This window comes from Pseudoalteromonas maricaloris (genome assembly GCF_024746855.1).
GTDB classification, from domain to species: Bacteria; Pseudomonadota; Gammaproteobacteria; order Enterobacterales; family Alteromonadaceae; genus Pseudoalteromonas; species Pseudoalteromonas maricaloris.
This window is the reverse complement of sequence record NZ_CP024626.1, coordinates 1,162,391-1,182,076: the sequence shown is the minus strand read 5'-3', so window position 1 is coordinate 1,182,076 and position 19,686 is coordinate 1,162,391. Positions and strand designations below refer to the sequence as shown.

Below are 19,686 nucleotides of genomic sequence, written 5' to 3'. Positions count from 1 at the left end.
ACTTTAATCATTCTCGTTCATTAAGCCAATTCAGCGCATCTTCTTTATCATCAAAATACTTCACTTTACCAGTAACAAACCAGTTACCTATTGTTGCAGCAAGTCGATGCCAGTTTTTGCCGCCATATATTGCTACTTTGGCAAATTCAGTGCTATGCTCAAAGGCGAGTCGGAAGTCATCCCACATGGCTCTTGGCTCCCAGCCTTCAAAATCAGTCGCATCAAGAAATGCATAGATTTTAGGCGTTGTTACTGCTTTCAGTGCACTCTCGATTATTGGTGTAATAACAACATAATCTTCATGAGTGAGTTTACCTGTAGGCTTAAGTGTGAGATAAATATCATCTCCAAAGCGCTCAGTGCCTATTGATATGCCATGGAATGAGTTCGTCATATTCTCTTCCTTTATGTTTATCTTATAGATAAAAAGCATAATTAAGTCTCAGCTTTTTTGCCAATATCCAAACTTTTTTCATTATTGTCAGCTTCCGTTCAGATTTCTAATACTACCATGCGCGCCGTTGAGTCGATGTAGCTCAATATATGGAAATTAAAGGGATGACTATGAAAAAACTACTATCTATCGCAGCTGTTTCACTACTTGTTTCAGCAGCAGCTCAGGCTAACACTGGTAACGTACAAAAAGAGTGGTTCAACACCGCTAGTTACACAGATTATGACTATGATGGCTCTGACAACCGCGCACTGATGCTTTCTTCTCGCTATTTCTTCGCACCTCAAGAATCAGTAGGCGTATGGGATGACTTTGGCTACCTTGATACGGACAGCAATGTAGGCGTAAGTTACTTTAACGATGATTATTCAAATGCTTTCTCAGCGCGTGGTGAAGGCTTTATCACTAAAGAATGGTTTGTAACTGCTGGCATCGCAGATCTTGGCGAAGCTGACGACCATTACTCTTTCGGTTTTGGTTACCTTTACAACGACAACCTAAAGCTAAGCATTCGCCAAGAAGAGTTTGAAAACGGTGATACCACTTGGTTCAAAGCTGAGTACAACCACGAACTAAATTCTACAGATTACATCGGTTTCACAGTTGAAACTGAAGACGAATTTGATTACCTAAACCTAAGTGCACGTTACTTCATGCACGTTGGTGGTGACAGCTACTTCACAATCGACTTAGAGCACAACCGTATTGATACTGATGGTTTTGACGACAACGTAACAAACGTGCTTGCAAACTACTACTTCACTCGCAACTTTGCGCTTGGTCTAGGTTCATATGATTCAGACTTAGCAGTAGAAGCTAAATACTTCTTCAACGACACTTACTACCTTAAAGGTAGTGTAGTTGACACTGACGGCGGTGAAACAAGCAACCTAACGTTTGTTGCTCAGTTCTAAATCAACACATGATTGAGGTACATCTGTACCTCCCCCCAACTACTCAACACCTCTTCGCGACCACACTCCGCGTTGGGGTGTTTTTTCACATTTTGAAACAAGCTACTCATCTAAATTGGGTGCATTTCACTTTTCAATCGTTATTATGTATCAAAATTATAACGGAAGTGCCTATATTATGATGAAGATAAAAACACTCGTGCTCGCCATTGCTGCGGCAGCTGCACCTTTTGTTTCAGCGTATCAGACCGAAGATACCCGCCTACTCCGCTTTCCAGATATTCACAAAGATAAAGTCACTTTTGTGTATGCTGGCGACATTTATATTGCCAATACCAACACTGGTAAAAGCCAACGTCTGACTGACCATATTGGTTTTGAGACTTTCCCTAAGTTCTCTCCAGATGGCAGCAAAATCGCTTTTGCCGCTGAATATAATGGCAGCCGTCAAATCTATGTGATCAATGCTGATGGTTCAGGATTAAAGCAACTCACTTATTACAACGATGTTGGGCAAATGCCACCTCGTGGTGGGTTCGATTACCGTGTGATGGATTGGACGCCTGACGGCAAACATATCGTCTTTAGAGCAAATCGAACACCGTGGGGCAAACGTATGGGTCGCCCCTATATGGTACCAGTAGAAGGTGGACTTGAGCAGCCGATGGCCATCCCAGAAACTGGCGGTGGTATGCTTTCCCCTGATGGTAGCAAGTATGTTTACACGCCAATCGACAGAGAGTTTAGAACCTGGAAGCGCTCTCGTGGTGGTCGAGCACAGGATGTTTGGATTTACGACCTTGAAAACAATACGTCTAAACAACTCACCACTGACAAAGCCACAGATCAGCAACCAACTTGGGTGAATGACAGTATTTACTTTGTGTCTGATCGTGACTACACGCTCAACCTTTATAAATATCGCGATGGTAAGTCACCGGTTAAAATGACTGACCACAAAGACTTTGACGTGCTGTGGCCATCAGCCGGACCAGATGCCATTGTCTACGAAAATGGCGGTTACTTATATCGCTTTGACGAAGCGACAAAGACAACTAAAAAGCTAAAAATCGATGTTGCTGGTGTGCGTCAATATGCCATGCCATATAGTAAAAACGTTAGCGACTTTATTGATTCCATGGATATATCACACGATGGTAAGCGTGCATTGTTTACTGCCCGTGGTGAGTTATTCTCAGTCCCAGTAAAACAGGGTCCAACTCGTAACCTCTCTTACACACCAGAAGGCCGTGAAATTGAAGCAAGCTGGTCACCGAATGGCCGTTATATTGCCTACATGAGCGATAAAACAGGTGAATATGAGATCTATCTCAAAGATAGAGCAAATAACAACAAAACCATCCAGTTAACCGACAATGGTACCATCTGGCGCTTTACGCCAATTTGGTCGGCTGATAACAGCAAACTGCTCTTTGCTGATAAAAACCACACGCTATGGTGGGTCGATGCGAAATCTGGTGATATGCATAAAATTGATACCGCCAAATACGACGAAGATGGTCTAACCGAATATACTTGGTCACCAAACAGTGAAGATATTGTTTTTGTTAAAAACAACGAGAACCGCTACGCCTCACTTTGGCACTATAATATCGAGGATAAAAAGGTCACTCGACTGACTGACAACATGACCAGTGAGCGTAATCCTACTTTCTCGCCTGACGGTAACTACATTTATTTCACTTCTGAGCGTGACTATAACCTCACCTTTAGCAGCTATGAATTTGATTATATGTTTAATAATGCTACACGCATTTATAGCGTTGCGGTGAATAGTCAGATTAAGCCGCTTAATGCCTTTGAAAGTGATGAGTTAAGCATTCAATCAGAAGAAGAAACGAAAAAGGACAGTGACAAACAAGAAAATTACATTGAGGCCAGCGGCTTTATGTCGCGGGTTGTATCACTCTCAGCCCCGGCGGGTAACTACGGTGCACTTACAGGTGTTGAAGGGGGCGTACTAACCTTAACAGGCGGTGCGTTAAAGCTCCTCGGCACGGAACCAGATAGCAAACTTGAAACCGTCGCCGAAGGCGTAAGCAGCTATAAAGTTGCCGCTGGTGGTAAGCACCTGATCGCTCGCGCTGGTAACAACTTCAGTGTAATTGCACCAAAGCCAAAGCAAGATTTAAAAGCCAGTCAACTTGATTTATCTAAGATGACACTGAAAATCGACCCGCAAGTTGAGTGGCAACAAATGTATGTAGAAGGCTGGCGCACTTTACGCGACTGGTTCTACGACGAGCATCACCATGGTCAAGATTGGGATGCTATCTTGGAGAAGTATCAACCACTTGCCAGCGCTGTCGCACACCGTAGTGATTTAGACTATGTACTTAGCGAAATTGCGGGTGAAATCAACGCAGGTCACATTTACGTACAATCTGGTGATGCCCCAACAGCCGAGCGCAAAAAGCATGGTTTACTTGGCGCAGAAATAAGTGCTCATCAGTCTGGCTACGTAAAAATTGAGCGTATCTACAAAGGTGAGAACTGGCATGAAGACTACCGTTCACCACTCGATGAAACTGGTGTGAATGCCAATGTAGGTGATTACATCATCTCGGTAAATGGTCGCTCGGTAAAAGACGCGGTTAACTTCTACGAGCTACTTGAAAACACCCAAGGCGAGCAAGTTGAGCTGGTATTGAGTAAATCACCAAGCGCTGATAATAGCTGGAAAACCACAGTAAAACCTGTCGCCAGCGAGCAAGGCTTACGTTACATGGCATGGGTTCAATCACGCGCAGACTACGTGAATAAACTATCAAACGGTAAGATTGGCTACGTTCACCTACCAAATACCCATTATGATGGTAACCGTTCATTATTTAAGAACTTTATGCCACAAACGAGCAAAGATGCGCTGATCATCGACGACCGTTATAACGGTGGCGGCTTTATCCCTGAGCACATGATCACTTGGCTTGCTCGTAAGCCACTTAACTATTGGAAACGCCGTGGTGTTGAACCAACAAAAACTCCTTCGTTTGCACACGATGGTCCAAAAGCGATGCTTATCAATGGTTATTCAAGTTCAGGCGGTGATGCTTTACCTTACTACTTCCGTCAGGCGGGCCTTGGCAAACTGATTGGTACTCGCACTTGGGGTGGTCTTATCGGGATCTCTGGCAATCCAAGTCTTGTTGACGGAGGCCAGGTTATCGCTGCAACCTTCCGAATTCTAGATAACGAAGGCAATTGGATTATAGAGAACGAAGGCGTCAGCCCTGATATCGAAGTGATCGATAGACCTGAACTTATCCATGCAGGTAAAGATCCTTCTGTCGAGCGTGCAGTGAAAGAGCTACTGCAAGAGTTAAAAGATAGCCCGAAGAAAACACTGACAGTGCCTCCTGCACCATCTAAGTTCTGAGCGCGTTACTAGCTCCTCAAAGTGGTTTAAGGCTCTGACTTTAAACCACTTCTTTTATCTCTTTCAGTTTATTCATGTTGTTCCTCCTTAAATAGGTTATGAAAAAGTTACCACCATGTAATATCTCGTAATCGACCTTATCTTTTTTTACGACTACTTTGTATAACGAGTGTTCATCGCTCACCGACATCAACTTGCTTAAATTTTGAGTTGTCTTGGATAAATATCCTATATCCTAACGTATTTTTTATTTAAGCCAGTGGTATTGCACAACGTTCACCGTCACAAAGGAGCAAACCATGAATGTGCAGAACAAAACAGGCCCATCGGTAGAAGTAGATAAAGAGATTGACGCCAACATCCTCTTAAGCAGTGCACAAAAACAACAAATTAAAGCGCGCAGTAGCGAGTATAAGGCTGCTGATTTATCTTGCCTGAAAGCAATTGCGCAAGCTGCGATTAACGTGGAGTTATTCACAATCCCACTTTATATGACCGGCCTCTACTCGATTCAAGGTACACACCAGATTGCGGACTCTTCAAATCTCTACCCCGGCCGTTACTGGCCTGGACTTGGTCCGACTGCAGGATACATTCCTTCAGAACGATTATCTCCTTACGACTACGATTTAAAAGACAGGTTTATTGATAGTGATTATAAACTAAATGTCAATGAGCAGGTGTTTAACGGCGTTTATAGTGTATTTATTGAAGAGATGCTGCATCTGCAACTCGCTTCTAATATGGCGAGTAAATTAGGGCTCACACCGAGCTTTACTAGTCAGGCGTTAATTGACGAAAAATTCGGTTGGAAGTGCTACAACAACCAAAACGGTATTCCACATATTTTGGACTTTGCAGACTGTACTACAGACTTATCTAAGCTAAGCCCAGAAGTTCAGGCTTATTTCGAACAAATTTTTCCTGGTAAAACATTACAAGACCTGCGCGTTAACGCAACAGAGCTGAATAAAGAACAGACCTTACTCTTTATGCTGATAGAAGAGACTGAAGAAAACGCTAAAAAAATTATTCAGCCACAGTTTTTGGAACCAGACGCAAAAACAAAACAGCCGAAGTATTTTGAACAAGCCCCATACAACTGGTGGAAACCGGATTACACCGAAAGTGATTTGCCACTATTCGGCTCAATTGGACACATGTACTTGAGTTATTGGGACTATATTCAAATTGAGTATGATGATAACACGAGTCTACTCGACTATGCGCTCTCAAAGGCTGAAGCAAACGATGCAAGAGCACAGAGAAACTACTTTAATGAACGTCCCGATGATGCTTCATATCAAGCCCAATTTCCTGAAATAAAGGGCTCTCTTGAGAAATATAATGAACATAATTTGTTAAAAGAAGCACTCATGAATAATGTGAATGCAATCACAGATCAAGGTGAAGGCGACGGCGTTGCAAAAATGATATGTTTACGCTGGGCAGAAGAATCTTGGGCCCAGAATGTCTTGGGTAAATTACAAAGTGCGGATAATCCAACTCACCCGAGCACCGTAGATACACGTTTTCAACCAAATGAACAAGCTTTAGAGCACGACTATGAGAGCACCGATGGCAAGCCATTGTCCGGTTCAGCCTGTGCCCGAATAACCAACAAATATAAAGATCACTTTCAAATATTTACCGATACTATGAAGCTCATTGTCGACTTTGAGAAGCCTTCAAGTCAATCGGACGAACGTTACATGACATGGTCAACTTGGTTTGCTGAGGGTAATAACTGGAATGAGGCGTTATTGGATCCCAACGGCGGTGATGAAGCAGCTAAGCAAAACCCAAATCTACCTTGCGTCAGCAGTGTAGTAAAAGCGCTTAACAACCTTAAACTCTCGTCCAATATTGGCAATACGCATCAATTATTCAGTCAATCTGCGGTAGGCACAATTAAAGGTCTAACTACAGCACTTGACCGTTATTGGTCGGGTAAAACCAGTGAATTTCCGGGCCCTGCAATGGGTGGCTCAGGCGATAGGATTTCGATTTGCTGGGCAACCACGGGAATTGCGCCGGATTTAGTAACGGGTATCGCCCCGCAAAATCCGAACACCCTTTATCACGCCTGCCAAGGAATGAGCTATACCAACATAGGTTCGGATGACTTACCTCCTCCTGAGGTTTATCACAGTTGTAAGGGAAGTAACGACTGTAAAGCACAAGGTGGCTGTGGTTTTGTTCATAGCACAACGCCTGGCGGTAGCTGTGGTGGTAGCGTATCAACAGGGCCAAAAAGTGCCCCTGCTGATAATAAGTGTAATAACTTGGGTGGGTGTGCAGTGCCTATCTCAGCCTCTCAACTCTTCCCAAAACTTTCCGATGAAGAATACGATATGCAGTTATTTAAGTTTAACCTAAAAGATAACAGCTTCTCTGCTATTGATTACACTTATCCGAAAGGCCAACAAACTCCAACCGTTCAATCTACAGATCATGTGCTAATGCCATATAAAAAAGGGGATGCCGTATACGATATTGCTTGGCAAGCATACTGCAATGCCAATGGTTTATTGAACGAAGATGGCGAACCTAAAGAGAAGCCAAAACCTTCAGATATTCGTCTAGCTCTTCCTCCATCAACTTGATAGGAAAGATAGCATGACAAATCCAATTCGGACGCAGCAGCTTGCTGCGTCCGCTATCGAAAAACTAACCGACTTGGGGTTTGGTGTTGGCCTGAGAAGCCAGCACTATCCCTTTATTATGTCCCATTTAGATCGCGGTACATCTCTTAGCGTCGACTGGTTTGAAATCATCAGTGAAAACTATATAGATAATCACGGCTATGGCCGGCATGTCCTCGCTCAGTTAAAGGAACAATACCCGCTAGTGATGCACGGTGTGTCAATGAATATTGGTAGCAGCGACCCGCTTAACTTTGAATACTTAAGCAAGCTCAAGGAGTTAAGTGAATTCGTTAAGCCACAGCTTATTTCCGATCATTTGTGTTGGACAGGCATTGCTGGTTTGAATAGTCACGATCTCCTACCTATGCCATTGACTGACGAAAGCCTACAACACGTTATCAACCGTGTTGACCAAGTTCAGGATTTTTTAGAACGGCCTTTAGTGCTTGAGAACCCATCAACATATCTTGAATTTCAACATTCAACCCTCACTGAAAGCGAGTTCTTTAGTGAGTTAGTCACCGCAACAGGCTGCGGTATGCTGTTGGATGTAAACAATGTTTTTGTTAGTAGCTTTAATCATGGATTTGACGCCGAAGCGTTTATTCGTCAACTCCCCCATAAGCACATCGTTCAAATCCATCTTGCCGGTCCTAGTGACTGCGGTGATTGTTTGATAGACACTCATGACCAGCCAGTGCCCGCCAAGGTTTGGCAGCTTTACCAACTGGCGCAGCACTTAACGGGTGGCGTGTCTACCCTGCTAGAATGGGATGCCAATATTCCCAGTTTTCCAGAACTCGTTGATGAGTTAAGCAAAGCAAAACTGGTACTGACAGGGCATATTCCAAAGCAAGATACAGTTACTAACACCTACGCGCTGTCAACTCCAATCGTCAAAGAGCGAGCAGAATTAACATAATGAAAACGCCAGACTTAACGCAAACTCAGCAGTGGCTTAGCACCGTTTTAATGGTACGAGGCGACCTACCACAAAAGCTCAATACCGCTGCAAATCCGCATGGTTTAACGCTGCATGACTGTGTAAAAAGTAACAAAACACTGGGAGCCATGAGAAGAGTAGACATCTATGCTGCAGGCTATGTGATGCGTTTAGTAGAATGTCTTCGGGGGGAGTTTGCTCTACTTTGCCAGTTTATGGGCGACGAAGTATTCGACACCTTCGCCAAAGCCTTTATTGTCACCTTACCCTCAGAGTCTTGGACACTACATCAACTAGGCTCACGCTTCGCTGATTTTTTAGCACACACTAAACCTACCGGTGATTTTAATGCCCACCAGCAAGCTATGTTTAGCTTGCCTTCAGAGCTGGCTAAGTTTGAAAGAGCCAAAGCGCTTGCACTGTTAAAACCTGGACCGGAAACCGAGCAATCAACCGCGCTAATAAACGAGATTGAACTCCTTTGCGGCATTGCCGAAGACTTTGTCATATCGGTGCCAGAATCCGTACAACTTATTCAAACCGATTACCCTTTGCTTCCACTTATAACCCAGCTTGAGCAAGCAAAACCGTGCACCTTGCCAACGCCTGAGCAAACGCATATTGCAATATCGCGCCAACAATATCGCATCAAAATGAATGTATTAAATGACTGGCAAGCGGATTTATTACTGCACTTGAGAGAAAAACCGCTGCGCTATCAAGAAGCAATAACCTACTGTGCTAAGCGCATGAATATGGAGACTCAAGTATTGAGAGCGCAGTTAGCAGTTTGGCTGCCAAGTACAGTTAATATGGGACTATTCACGTTACAGAAAGCCTAAATGTTCTTTTGGGTCGAATATTAGATTAATTACGCGTATACACGTTAAGCAACGGAAACTTGTTCTCACCGAAAGCCAGTGTGAGTGAAAGTGTTTCACCGCCAGCAAAACTTTCAGAAAGCTTCATCGGCGCGATCCTTTGCCCGTTTGCTGTTAGTGCCAGCAGGTGTTTTTGTGTTAATGTCCGACGCCCGCTCGATTGATTTTTAATCGTGATCATTGCCCAACGTTCACCGTTTTCGTTACTCATTAGTACCGCGTTAAGTACCTTGAAGTCACTGATATCTGGGTAAATATTGGCATCATTCGGAAAAGCCAGTTCCATATTGTTAGGCACTACACTATCAATCGTTAACGCTTCTTCAGCTGCTTGTATATTCACAGCCAATGTAAGTAACCAAAAACCACTTATTATCCTTTTAATCATTTAATTTTCCTTCTATTTTCCGTTGACTAATTTAGTATGCCGCCAATTTTTGGGCACAACAATACTTGCGCAGCACCAAGGTAACACTGCAAAACAAAAATGCCAGACTACACACTGTGCAATCTGGCATTTTTTTAACTACTCATTGCTGACAGTAGTGACATCAATTATAAGGTTTCTTCTAACCACTTGAAGAATTCACGCTGCCAGACGATCCCGTTTTGCGGTGTCAGTACCCAGTGGTTTTCTTCAGGGAAATAAAGGAAACGGCTCTTTAAACCACGTAGTTTAGCGGCTTGGAAAGCTTGCATCCCTTGGCTCAGCGGTACACGGTAGTCTTTACCTCCATGGATCACAAACATCGGCGCATCCCACTTATCGACATAGCTGATTGGGTTAAACTGATTGTATGCCTTGCTGATGGCCGCATTGTTTTGCTCCCAGTACGCGCCACCCAATTCGTTGTTCACAAAGAACATTTCTTCGGTTGTGCCGTACATACTGCGCAAATCAAAAATGCCACAGTGCGCGATAAAGGTTTTGAAGCGGCCATCATGATTGCCAGCTAAGTAAAACGCAGAGTAGCCACCAAAGCTTGCGCCAACTGCCGCGATACGTTTGTTGTCAACGTATGACTCTTTCGCAACATCGTCGATTGCATCAAGGTAATCTTGCATTACCTTACCACCCCAATCTTGGCTGATGTCTTTGTTCCATTTCACACCGTGCCCTGGCATACCACGGCGGTTTGGCGCAACCACAATGTAGCCTTGTGATGCCATCACTTGGAAGTTCCAGCGGAAGGAATAAAACTGTGATAACGGCGACTGTGGACCACCTTGAAGGTATAACAGTGTTGGATATTGCTTACGCTTATCAAAATTAGGTGGGTAGATAACCCAAGTTAGCATGTCTTCGCCGTCTTTTGTCTTCACCATTCGCTTTTCAACGTTCGGTAAATCCAAATCAGCATAAAACGCCTCGTTCACATTTGTCAGCGCAACAAGCTTTTTACTATTCAGATCAAAGCGGAAAATCTCTTTTGCTTGATTCATGCTATTGCGAGTAACCACCAACTTACCGTCTAAGGCAGCAACAATGCTATTTACATCAAACATGCCCTTAGTTAGCTGCTGAATTTTTGGATTAGCTTTGGTTTTGGTGTTCACCGCTACTTGAAATAGCTGGATTGTCCCGTCAATTGGTGCAATAAAATAAATATGCTTGCCATCGTGACTCCACTCAAAACTGCTTACCGTGCCGTCCCAATGCGCAGTTAGATTGATTTCTCTGTTACCCAACTTAACGATAATGTCATTTTTATCCGCCTCGTTACCCGCTTCATCCATACGTAAGAAAGCCAATTGCCCAGTCGACGAGAACTCTGGGCTTTTATCATAACCCAAGTTTTGCTCGGTTAGATTGGTGGTTTTCTTGCTGGCTAAGTTATAACGGTAAATATCTGTGTTGGTACTGCTCGCATATTCTGCGCCAGTCAGCTTTTTACTGACGTAGTAGATATTTTCACCTTTTGGACCCCAAACATAATCGCTTGAACCACCAAATGGTGACGTCGGACTATCAAAAGGCATCCCTTTCATGATGTCGACTTTTTCTTCTGTAATTAGATCCTGATAGAACACATGTTTAACACTGCCGTCTTTCCAGGTATCCCAATGGCGGTAGTTTAAATCATCAAATACATACGCATCTGCTTGCGTAAGCGCTTTGTGTCTATCCGTGGCTAACACAGCTTCAACATTGACGGTGTCATGAAATAGTTTTTTGCTGCCATCTGGTGAAATGTTGTCGTCTGACAATATTCCTTGATACGCGCTTAAAAGCTGAGACGCCCCACCCTTTAACGGCACTTGATAAACTTTGCTATCAAAGTCATTGTTTTCAACGCTTGGCGTTGTAACTCGATAAATTACATGGGTGTTGTCTTTAGATAACCCAAGCGCACTCACGCGCTTTACTTGCCAAAGCTTGTCAGGGGTCATTACCTCTTTGGCAACTAACCCAAAACTTGGTGCTAATCCTAAGCTAGCACATAAAAGAATTCGCAACATCGCGAAATGCCTCCAATAATCAAATCCCGCCTAGACTACATAAAGCGAGAAGAACTTAAAAGCATTCGCGATAAGATACTTTCGTCTCTAGTACAGGTAACCTGAAAGCAACAGAAGTTGATCAAAATAAATTTACGTTGTGCTGTAAGTTGGCAATCCGGTACTTTCTCGGTGTTTGGTTGAACAATTTCTTAAACGCTTGAACAAACGCAGAGTCAGAAGCGTACCCCAACTCAATAGCAATTTCCTGTATGCTCTTTTGCGACCCTAACAATTGCAAAGATAAAACTAACCTCACATTTTGTCTCCACCGTGAAAATGATTGAGAAAACTCTCTTGAGCACAATCGCGACAAAGTGCGCTCAGAAGCGCCCACTTTTGTTGCCCATTCCTTTAAAGTAAATGGTAGATCCGGTTGCTCTTTAAGCTGTAAGAAAATGGATAAAAGGCGTTTATCGGTAGGTATGAGTAGGGGTATTTCATAATGGTTTGCGATCGTGATTTGATCCCGCAATACCGTTAACAAATGTGTGATATTGGACTCTGCTTGAGTGAGCGTCTTGTTTTCGAATAGCAGCAGTATTAACGCTTTAATAAACGGCGTTACCAGACAGGACTTTGGTTCGTCTCCATACTGAACATATTTGTCGGGATTAAGGTAAATCGCCAAAAACTGTGTATCTGTAATCGCTATGGATTTATGCACTGTATTTGCGGGTATGTAGAGCATGCCATTGTGAGGAACAATCCCGCTTTTATCGCCGATACTCGATTGTAATAGCCCCTGCAAAGGAAACACAATTTGATGCCACGAATGTGAATGGAAGTCATCAATATAGCCAGAAGCCATATTCGTCTTTTTAGTTATGATTTGTTTATTAGGAGAACCTTTGATGAGGTCATTAGCTTGCATCTTGGCGACTTATCAATATTAAACGTCTGTTAGTATAAATTACGCCATCCAAATTTAATATACCATCTACAGCCTATCGTTAATTAAAAGGCATAAAGATGCATATTCACTTTATCATTCATGAACATTTTGAAGCGCCCGGCGCCTATGAATCGTGGGCAAATAAACGCGGTCATACCATTACCTATTCGCGAGTTTATCAAGGCGAATCTCTCCCAAAAAATATCGAAGGCTTAGATTTTTTGATTGTCATGGGAGGACCTCAAGATCCGTCGACAACTATTGAGCAATGCCCACACTTCGATACAAAAGGTGAGCAAGAAGTCATCTTTAACTCGATTACCGCCGGAAAAGTTGTGCTTGGCATATGCTTAGGGTCGCAACTCATTGGTGAAGCGTTAGGTGCCGCATTTGAGCCTAGCCCTGAGCGTGAAATAGGAAAATACCCGATAACCTTGACGGAAGCTGGGATGACACATCCATTATTTAGTCATTTTGGAAAAGTGTTGGATGTCGGTCATTGGCATAATGATATGCCGGGGCTCACCAATGGATCACAAGTGATTGCATATAGCGCGGGGTGCCCAAGGCAAATTGTCGCCTACAGAGACCTAGTATACGGTTTTCAGTGCCATATGGAATTTACTAAAGATATCGTCGCATTACTGATTGAAAATGACGATCTCAGTGACGCGTTGCAGCATCCATTTGTAGATGAGCCAGAGGTTTTACTGAACCATAACTATGACGAAATGAACCAAAAACTGTATGGTTTTTTAGATAAGTTAGAAAGCTTTTATAAATCAGAAAACTGAGCATTAATCATATTATTTAACCAGAGGCTTGGATAAGGCATGCGCTCGAGGCTAATACAAGCACCCACCACAGTGTGCACCTATGTTATGGTGGGTGTCAGCGATTTAATTTATTCTGATGGGGTTGCTTCGAATTTCAAATAGTAAAAGGTACACAAAATGAGAATATTGGTAACAGGCTCTGCTGGGCGAGTCGGGCGTGCTATTTATATCAAATTGATGAAAAATCATGACGTAGTAGGTTTGGATAAAACGCCCTGCTCAACGGTAGACTTTATCGGTGATATTTGCGATGGCGAGTTAATTTCTAAAGCCCTCGAAGGTGTGGATATTATTGTTCATACCGCAGCACTTCATGCGCCACATGTTGGGTTAATAGCTGATGAGGAGTTTTTAGCTATCAATGTTGATGCAACCGAACAGCTTGCCTTAACTGGGGTCAAAGCAGGAATTAAGCACTTTGTCTTTACCAGTACAACCGCACTTTATGGTTACGCTTCATCTTCTGAAGGTTTTGCTAGTTGGATAACGGAGCAGGTCGAGCCTAAACCCAAGTCTATATACCATAAAAGTAAAATACTTGCAGAAAACAAATTGAATGAAATTTCAAACCTTTTCAATCTTCCGGTTACAGTATTACAAATGTCTCGATGCTTTCCTGAGCCCGCAGATTTGATGGCAATATACCGCCTTACTCGAGGTATAGATGTTCGTGATGTCGCAAATGCTCATTTATGCGCCATAGTTAAGCGTTTGTGCGGTTTTAATCGTTTTATTATCTCTGGTTCTACACCATTTAGTCTCAATGACTGCGAGCATCTCTATAACAATGCAAGCGCAGTCATTAAGGAAAAGTGCCCTGAAATAGCGGCAAATTTTGAGCAAAGAGGGTGGCTATTGCCAGCGAGCTTGGACCGTGTGTATGACTCCTCCTCGGCACAAAACAAGTTAGATTGGCAGCCTAAGCATAGCTTCGCTAGTGTGCTGGAAATATTAGATAACGAAATAACAGAGGTGTTACCCGTTTTAAAACGGAGCTAGGAAGCAATTTTCTTATGCATGATTTCAGTGTCCAAGTTTGGCACCTGAATATCAAAGAGCAAGCTTTAACAAACACTCACCACAATTCGCTTCTATATTATGATGGGTGTCTGCTATCTGCTGTTAGCAGCTAGGGCTCTGTGTTAAATCAAGTAGTTAATATGCTTAATTGTTTAGGCTGAGTATGCAAAAAATGTCGTTGCTTATCTCGCCAAATTTAGGTGTAATGAGCACATAATAAACGCTGAGCGATGCAGGGAAAGCTTAATTAATAATAGATTAGCTGTTCAAACTAGCAAAGAGCGCTAAAACCTCCAAAAATCCTATTTTTCTAAGCATGCCATAGCATAAACGACACCAGCTCTGACACACCAAGCAGGTGGCGGCTCAGTCCAACAAGCTATTATGCAACACAAACTACATGTCGCATAAATACTAAAATGTTATACAACTACGGATAGCCCAGAGTATGCCCAATCCATTTATTCCTGAGTCGTTTAAGCCTCCGACGTTTTTTGATAGTGAAAATTTTCACTTCAGAGTGCTTGAAGAAGAAGTTGCTGAGTTAGACTTTGAAGCTGTAATGTCCAGTCAAAAAAGGCTACAAGGATTATTTGGCCCTGAAACTGAGTGGCCTAAAGTTAATATGACCCTCGAAGAAAATATAGAAAGCTTAAAAATTCATAAACAAGAGTTTGAATCAAGGGATGCTTTTGCATATTCCATATTTAACAATTCACAGGAAAAATGCCTAGGCTCTGTTTATATAGATCCAAGCCGATCACTAAATTATGACTGCGAAGTCTACTTGTGGATTCGAGATGATAGTATTGCGTTAGAAAAAACACTTTATCAGACTGTCTTAAGTTGGCTTCAATCAGTGTGGCCTTTCTCAAAAATAGCATTACCGGGCAAGTCGATTTCATGGAAGGATTGGACTCATGAGTTAAAAGTTGTATAACAAGGCAATGAACCAAAAAGAACTCAACAAAAGAATAACACGCGAATAACACAGACACCCAGCACAGTTTGAACCTATGTTGTGGTGGGTGTCAGCGATTTAATTTTTGTTGTCGCTCCGCTCCAATCTAACACCAAGCAACCTACGTATTGGCCGCCCGTTATGGAGCGTTAGCTGTCACAACTAGAATCACGTACAACTTAGACTTATGTTTTTAGGATTTTGGCTTTTTATTTTAGCGTTTATCTTTGTTTTGTTTTTCGTAACTGCTTTTACTTGTGTAATGTGCCAACTATTGAGAAAAAAGCGATTGAACTCTAGAGTATTAACAAAAGTTAACAGTGACTCCCACCGTTATGTGATCACTTTAAAACCTATTCACGTAATGACTTAACCAGTACAAACACTTTAACCCACCTCTTGGTTAAAACATTTTAAAAAAGCGAATTAAGATAGTTTTTCAGGTTTTTTATCGGTTAGCTCTCGAAGCAGTTGTGGCAACCACTCAGGCTTAAATTGCGCTGGATTTACCTGCGTCATTGCGTTAAGGCTCCACCACTGCCATTGTTGAATTGTATCTTTTTCTTCTTCAGTCCAACGTGCCGCAAAGACCTCGTCGTTACTTGAGCATCGAATAAGATAGTACTTTTCTTGCCAAACCGCAGGGATGGAGCGAGCAACTGCATAAATAGCTTCACGCTCTTTCACTACGGGGCCTATTTCTTGCTCCAACCCTGTTTCTTCATAGAGCTCTCTAGCAGCGGCATCTAGGTAAGTCTCGTTGCCTTGTAATTCGCCACCAGGCGTTGCCCAAAAAGCTTCATGGTGATGTTCATCCTGATACTGAAATAGCAGTAACTCTTGCTTTTCATTGACGATAATTAGTCTTGCACATTGTCTTTCTTTCATTATGTCTTCCTAGTACCTAGCGAGTAAAAATGAAAAAAGCCCTATGAACAGGGCTTTGCTACTAACACGGTAAACTTATTACGCTGCAGCTTGTCCTTTATGGATCAATCGCTCACAGAGGGCCTGCCACTCGCTAGTTTGCTTTTTGCCTTCAATGCGGCGGCCAAATAGCGTTAATACCGTTTCGCGATTGGCATCAAAAAACTCAATAGAGGTGACCACCGTATTGCCGTTATCCGTGGGTTTTCTGACCACGAACGCGCGGGTCAAATCGTCTGCTTTTATATGCAGGTTAAACTCAGGATCTAAGACGTTAAACCAAGGGCCAACTTGCTTGAGGTTTTCAACCTTCCCAGAGAAGATCTGTACCGCACCTGGGTTGCCAACGAATACCATGATCTCTTGCTTAAACGTTTTTGCTTGCTGAAATATATCAGCAAGTTCAAAGCTCTGTAGCTCAAAGCTCCATGGTGAGCCGACGAGCTCAAGGGCCTGCAAGCGTTCAAGGTTGTATATCTCTAAAAGCTTTGGAAAATGGTGCACATCCTCAAGCTCACTCCACTGACTCCTAAAGTTATCTAGTTGCTCAGCGCTAGGCGAGGTAATTACAGGCTCCACAAGTTCAAATGGCTTCACGCTAAAAGAGCGCTGTGATGTTAGTTGATAGCGCGCTTTAATATTCACCAGTTCATTAAAGTCCGACTCAGCCGTGGTATAAACCTTATGTACCGCACGGCCATTTTCATCAAAAAACTGCAAGCTCGTATGACTTTCAGTTTCAACTAAAAATACGCTTTGCCAACGATACAAAAATAGCCGTAAGTCGATTCCACCAGGATTAATCGCTATACCACTTAGTTTGCCATTATTGTCTGAAACATAGAGCTTTTCGTATAACCCTTTAATTTCATTGACCACGCTGCCGTTACGCGTCAACGCCATCACTTTACCGAGCTTTTTCAGGCTCTTGAGGATATCGGCAAGCTGCGTTTCATCTAAGCGCGTTACTGTGGCAGTCACCGCTTCTTCAAGTTGGGCATTCAATAATTCGGCCTCACTCACGCCCAGTTGCATTGCAGCATCAACGGGCCGTGTCCTTGGCTCACCCGCTAACAAGGTTTTATAGTCTTGAATTAATTGCTTCATGATCTCTCCTTAAAAACGCCAGCTGATCTGGGTTTTAATGTTGCGGCCAAAACCGTAATCGCCTATTCCACCACCGGTACCAGCCATCAGTTTGTATTCTTTGTTAAAAACATTATCGACAGCAACTCTTAGATTAAAGGCAGCATTAATATCCCAACTCGCATATAAATCAGTCAGGGTGTAGCTTTTTTGTGTTTGCGTTGAGTATTGCCTTGTTGCACTGTCCATCACCTGCACATCACGATCGCCACGCCTGACTATTTGCGTACCAACTTGAACGGCTTGATCAAATAACGAGGCACCTAAATCTAAAGCCATTTTGTCTGCAGGCAAATACCATAAAGGCTTGTTGTCTTGATCTTTGCCGTCTATGTCACTGTAAGAAAAGTTGCTGTAAAAGCGTGGTGTTGCAAAGTTTACTTCCAGCTCAATGCCATCTCTATCATTGCTAGCGCGATTAGCATAACGTGGTGCAGGTACGGGGTTGGTCACATTACTGGTGACCGACGTGATTTCATCGTCTACCGAGATATCAAAGTAGATAAAACGCGCAGTTAATGTGTCATTGTCAGTGAGTATGTTATTTGCCTGATAGGTCACGCCAACTTCGGTGTTATTGCTATATTCTACGTCTAACGCTAATCCTGGCTGTCTGCCACCGTATTGATCGTACAGCTCGTCAATGAGTGGCGCACGGAAACCTTCTTGGCGGTTTGCAAACACAGCCCACTGTGGTGTCAGTTGGTAATTTACACTCAAAGCACCCGCCCAATCACTGTGTGTCACTTTACTATCTAATGCTGCAAACGCCTGTTGAAATTTAGCTGTTGGTGAGGTGCTATAGCGTTCATAGCGAAGCCCTGCGATCACAGTAAGTTGCTGCCAAGTAAATTCATCTTGGATATACACACCGGAGCGCTTTTGCGTACCACCCGGTTGGGATGTCATCTCAGCGGTGGTTGGAGTCGGACCGTATTGCTCACAAGCATAGGTCTCGTAGTTAAGTTTTAAGCAAGGTAATGCTGTCTTTTCACCAATTCGCTCTTTGTCGGTATATTGCACACCATAGGTCAAAGTATGTGAGTCCAATACGCTGGTATTCATTACATCCAGAGTGGTGATGTTGTATTCATAGTTTGATTCAATACCAATGTAGTCCTCAAGCATGCCGACACCATCGGATTCAGTCACTTGACTGCTGGTATAACCGGCCTTAGCGCTGAGGTTCAGGTAGGGATTATTTGCAGGGTTTAGTTCATAACTCAGATTAGTAACGGACTGCTCTACCTCACGGTACACCGTTCCCCATGCGCCTGGATCTGTTGTATTAAACTCGGTTCGCTGGTTATCTGTGGTTTCGGTGTAGCTTGCCCCCACAATAGCATCATCACTTAAGAAATATTCCCCTTTTAACAGAACAGAGCTATTTTCTATTGCCGAGTTGTCCAAAGCTTCATCATTAGAAAGCTCCCAATCATCACTGTCGCGCTTTACCACACCAGCAAGCAAGTCGAGCGAATCATTCGGCCTTGCAAAAGCGATCACCGAAGCATTTTTCTGAGCATTGTTGCTGTCATAACCGAGTTTAATTTTAGCGCCAGCGACTTCACCATCCTGTAAAAAATCAGCGGCGTCTTTTAGCTCAAACTGAACAACACCACCAAGCGCACCACCGCCATGCAGTACGGTACTCGTGCCTCGTTTAATGCTTATTGAGCGATATAATTCCGGATCAGTGAACAGGCTACCCATGCGATATTTTTCAAAAGTTTGCAGCATGCCATCAATCGTCACCATCACGTCTTCCGCGTCACTAAAACCACGAATATTGAACTTATGTCCTGTCGTTCTTGGTCCACCATTGGCGGAAACATTAGGAATGGTATCTAAGGTTTCAAATACACTGCTATCTAATTTGCGCTCTATTTGCTCCGACGAAATAACATTCACTGCTTGTGCCGATTGCAATGCAGTTTTTGCGGTACGTGTTGCCGTTACAGTCACTGCATCTAAGTCTGTTTTTACCACTGTCGACTGATCTACATCCTCATTGGCAGAAGAGGCGGCTTGTACCCAGGTGGCAGAAGTGGCAAGCACGATGAAAAGGGTTAATTTAGATAAACGCATAAGAATACTCCGAGTGTCGTTATTTTTTACACGCACTTCAACTTTGCCCCTGATCTTCCCTAGTGTTCTAACATAGT

15 protein-coding genes are annotated in these 19,686 nt (G+C 43.1%); 8 read left to right on the top strand and 7 right to left on the bottom strand.

The window, feature by feature from the left end:
- Nucleotides 1-7: 7 nt before the first annotated feature.
- On the bottom strand, nucleotides 8-394 hold the full coding sequence (locus CTT31_RS22955; RefSeq protein WP_260492641.1) for a SpoIIAA family protein: 387 nt from the start codon (nucleotides 392-394) through the stop codon (nucleotides 8-10).
- Nucleotides 395-564: 170 nt separating this feature from the next.
- Between CTT31_RS22955 and CTT31_RS22950 the strand changes: the two genes are divergently transcribed.
- From CTT31_RS22950 to CTT31_RS22930, 5 genes are all read left to right on the top strand, one after another.
- A complete protein-coding gene (locus CTT31_RS22950) occupies nucleotides 565-1,368 on the top strand; it encodes a putative porin (protein WP_211856609.1) in 804 nt (267 codons plus the stop codon).
- 145 nt (nucleotides 1,369-1,513) lie between these two features.
- Nucleotides 1,514-4,765: a S41 family peptidase gene (locus CTT31_RS22945; protein ID WP_260492640.1), complete on the top strand. Its 3,252-nt coding sequence runs from the start codon at nucleotides 1,514-1,516 to the stop codon at nucleotides 4,763-4,765.
- Nucleotides 4,766-5,064: 299 nt separating this feature from the next.
- Nucleotides 5,065-7,371: a ferritin-like protein gene (locus CTT31_RS22940; RefSeq protein WP_260492639.1), complete on the top strand. Its 2,307-nt coding sequence runs from the start codon at nucleotides 5,065-5,067 to the stop codon at nucleotides 7,369-7,371.
- A 13-nt stretch (nucleotides 7,372-7,384) separates the two neighbouring features.
- Complete coding sequence (gene bufB, locus CTT31_RS22935; RefSeq protein ID WP_260492638.1) at nucleotides 7,385-8,335, top strand: MNIO family bufferin maturase; 951 nt, start codon at nucleotides 7,385-7,387, stop codon at nucleotides 8,333-8,335.
- Entirely contained in the window at nucleotides 8,335-9,198 is an 864-nt protein-coding gene (locus tag CTT31_RS22930; protein WP_260492637.1) for an HvfC/BufC N-terminal domain-containing protein, read from the top strand. Before bufB ends, CTT31_RS22930 begins: the two co-directional genes overlap by 1 nt.
- A 25-nt stretch (nucleotides 9,199-9,223) precedes the next feature.
- Here the strand turns inward: CTT31_RS22930 and CTT31_RS22925 are convergent, their stop codons facing one another.
- The 3 genes from CTT31_RS22925 to CTT31_RS22915 all read right to left on the bottom strand — a co-directional run bounded on the left by CTT31_RS22925 (nucleotide 9,224) and on the right by CTT31_RS22915 (nucleotide 12,610).
- Entirely contained in the window at nucleotides 9,224-9,625 is a 402-nt protein-coding gene (locus CTT31_RS22925; RefSeq protein WP_211856619.1) for a hypothetical protein, read from the bottom strand.
- 167 nt (nucleotides 9,626-9,792) lie between these two features.
- Complete coding sequence (locus tag CTT31_RS22920) at nucleotides 9,793-11,697, bottom strand: S9 family peptidase (protein WP_211856621.1); 1,905 nt, start codon at nucleotides 11,695-11,697, stop codon at nucleotides 9,793-9,795.
- A gap of 121 nt (nucleotides 11,698-11,818) precedes the next feature.
- Complete coding sequence (locus CTT31_RS22915) at nucleotides 11,819-12,610, bottom strand: AraC family transcriptional regulator (RefSeq protein ID WP_260492636.1); 792 nt, start codon at nucleotides 12,608-12,610, stop codon at nucleotides 11,819-11,821.
- A 98-nt stretch (nucleotides 12,611-12,708) separates the two neighbouring features.
- Here CTT31_RS22915 and CTT31_RS22910 point away from each other — a divergent pair, with 98 nt between their 5' ends.
- The 3 genes from CTT31_RS22910 to CTT31_RS22900 all read left to right on the top strand — a co-directional run bounded on the left by CTT31_RS22910 (nucleotide 12,709) and on the right by CTT31_RS22900 (nucleotide 15,427).
- Complete coding sequence (locus CTT31_RS22910) at nucleotides 12,709-13,425, top strand: type 1 glutamine amidotransferase (RefSeq protein ID WP_260492635.1); 717 nt, start codon at nucleotides 12,709-12,711, stop codon at nucleotides 13,423-13,425.
- Between the two features lie 159 nt (nucleotides 13,426-13,584).
- Nucleotides 13,585-14,466, top strand: coding sequence for an NAD-dependent epimerase/dehydratase family protein (locus tag CTT31_RS22905; RefSeq protein ID WP_211856624.1), 882 nt, complete (start codon nucleotides 13,585-13,587; stop codon nucleotides 14,464-14,466).
- Between the two features lie 469 nt (nucleotides 14,467-14,935).
- Nucleotides 14,936-15,427: a hypothetical protein gene (locus CTT31_RS22900; protein ID WP_260492634.1), complete on the top strand. Its 492-nt coding sequence runs from the start codon at nucleotides 14,936-14,938 to the stop codon at nucleotides 15,425-15,427.
- Nucleotides 15,428-15,874: 447 nt separating this feature from the next.
- Here the strand turns inward: CTT31_RS22900 and CTT31_RS22895 are convergent, their stop codons facing one another.
- The 3 genes from CTT31_RS22895 to CTT31_RS22885 form a co-directional block, all read right to left on the bottom strand.
- On the bottom strand, nucleotides 15,875-16,336 hold the full coding sequence (locus tag CTT31_RS22895; RefSeq protein ID WP_010370051.1) for an NUDIX hydrolase: 462 nt from the start codon (nucleotides 16,334-16,336) through the stop codon (nucleotides 15,875-15,877).
- 78 nt (nucleotides 16,337-16,414) lie between these two features.
- Nucleotides 16,415-17,482 (bottom strand): ChuX/HutX family heme-like substrate-binding protein, encoded by a 1,068-nt coding sequence (locus CTT31_RS22890; protein ID WP_211856626.1) that lies wholly within the window; start codon nucleotides 17,480-17,482, stop codon nucleotides 16,415-16,417.
- A gap of 9 nt (nucleotides 17,483-17,491) precedes the next feature.
- Nucleotides 17,492-19,609: a TonB-dependent receptor domain-containing protein gene (locus CTT31_RS22885; RefSeq protein WP_260492633.1), complete on the bottom strand. Its 2,118-nt coding sequence runs from the start codon at nucleotides 19,607-19,609 to the stop codon at nucleotides 17,492-17,494.
- Nucleotides 19,610-19,686 lie beyond the last annotated feature (77 nt).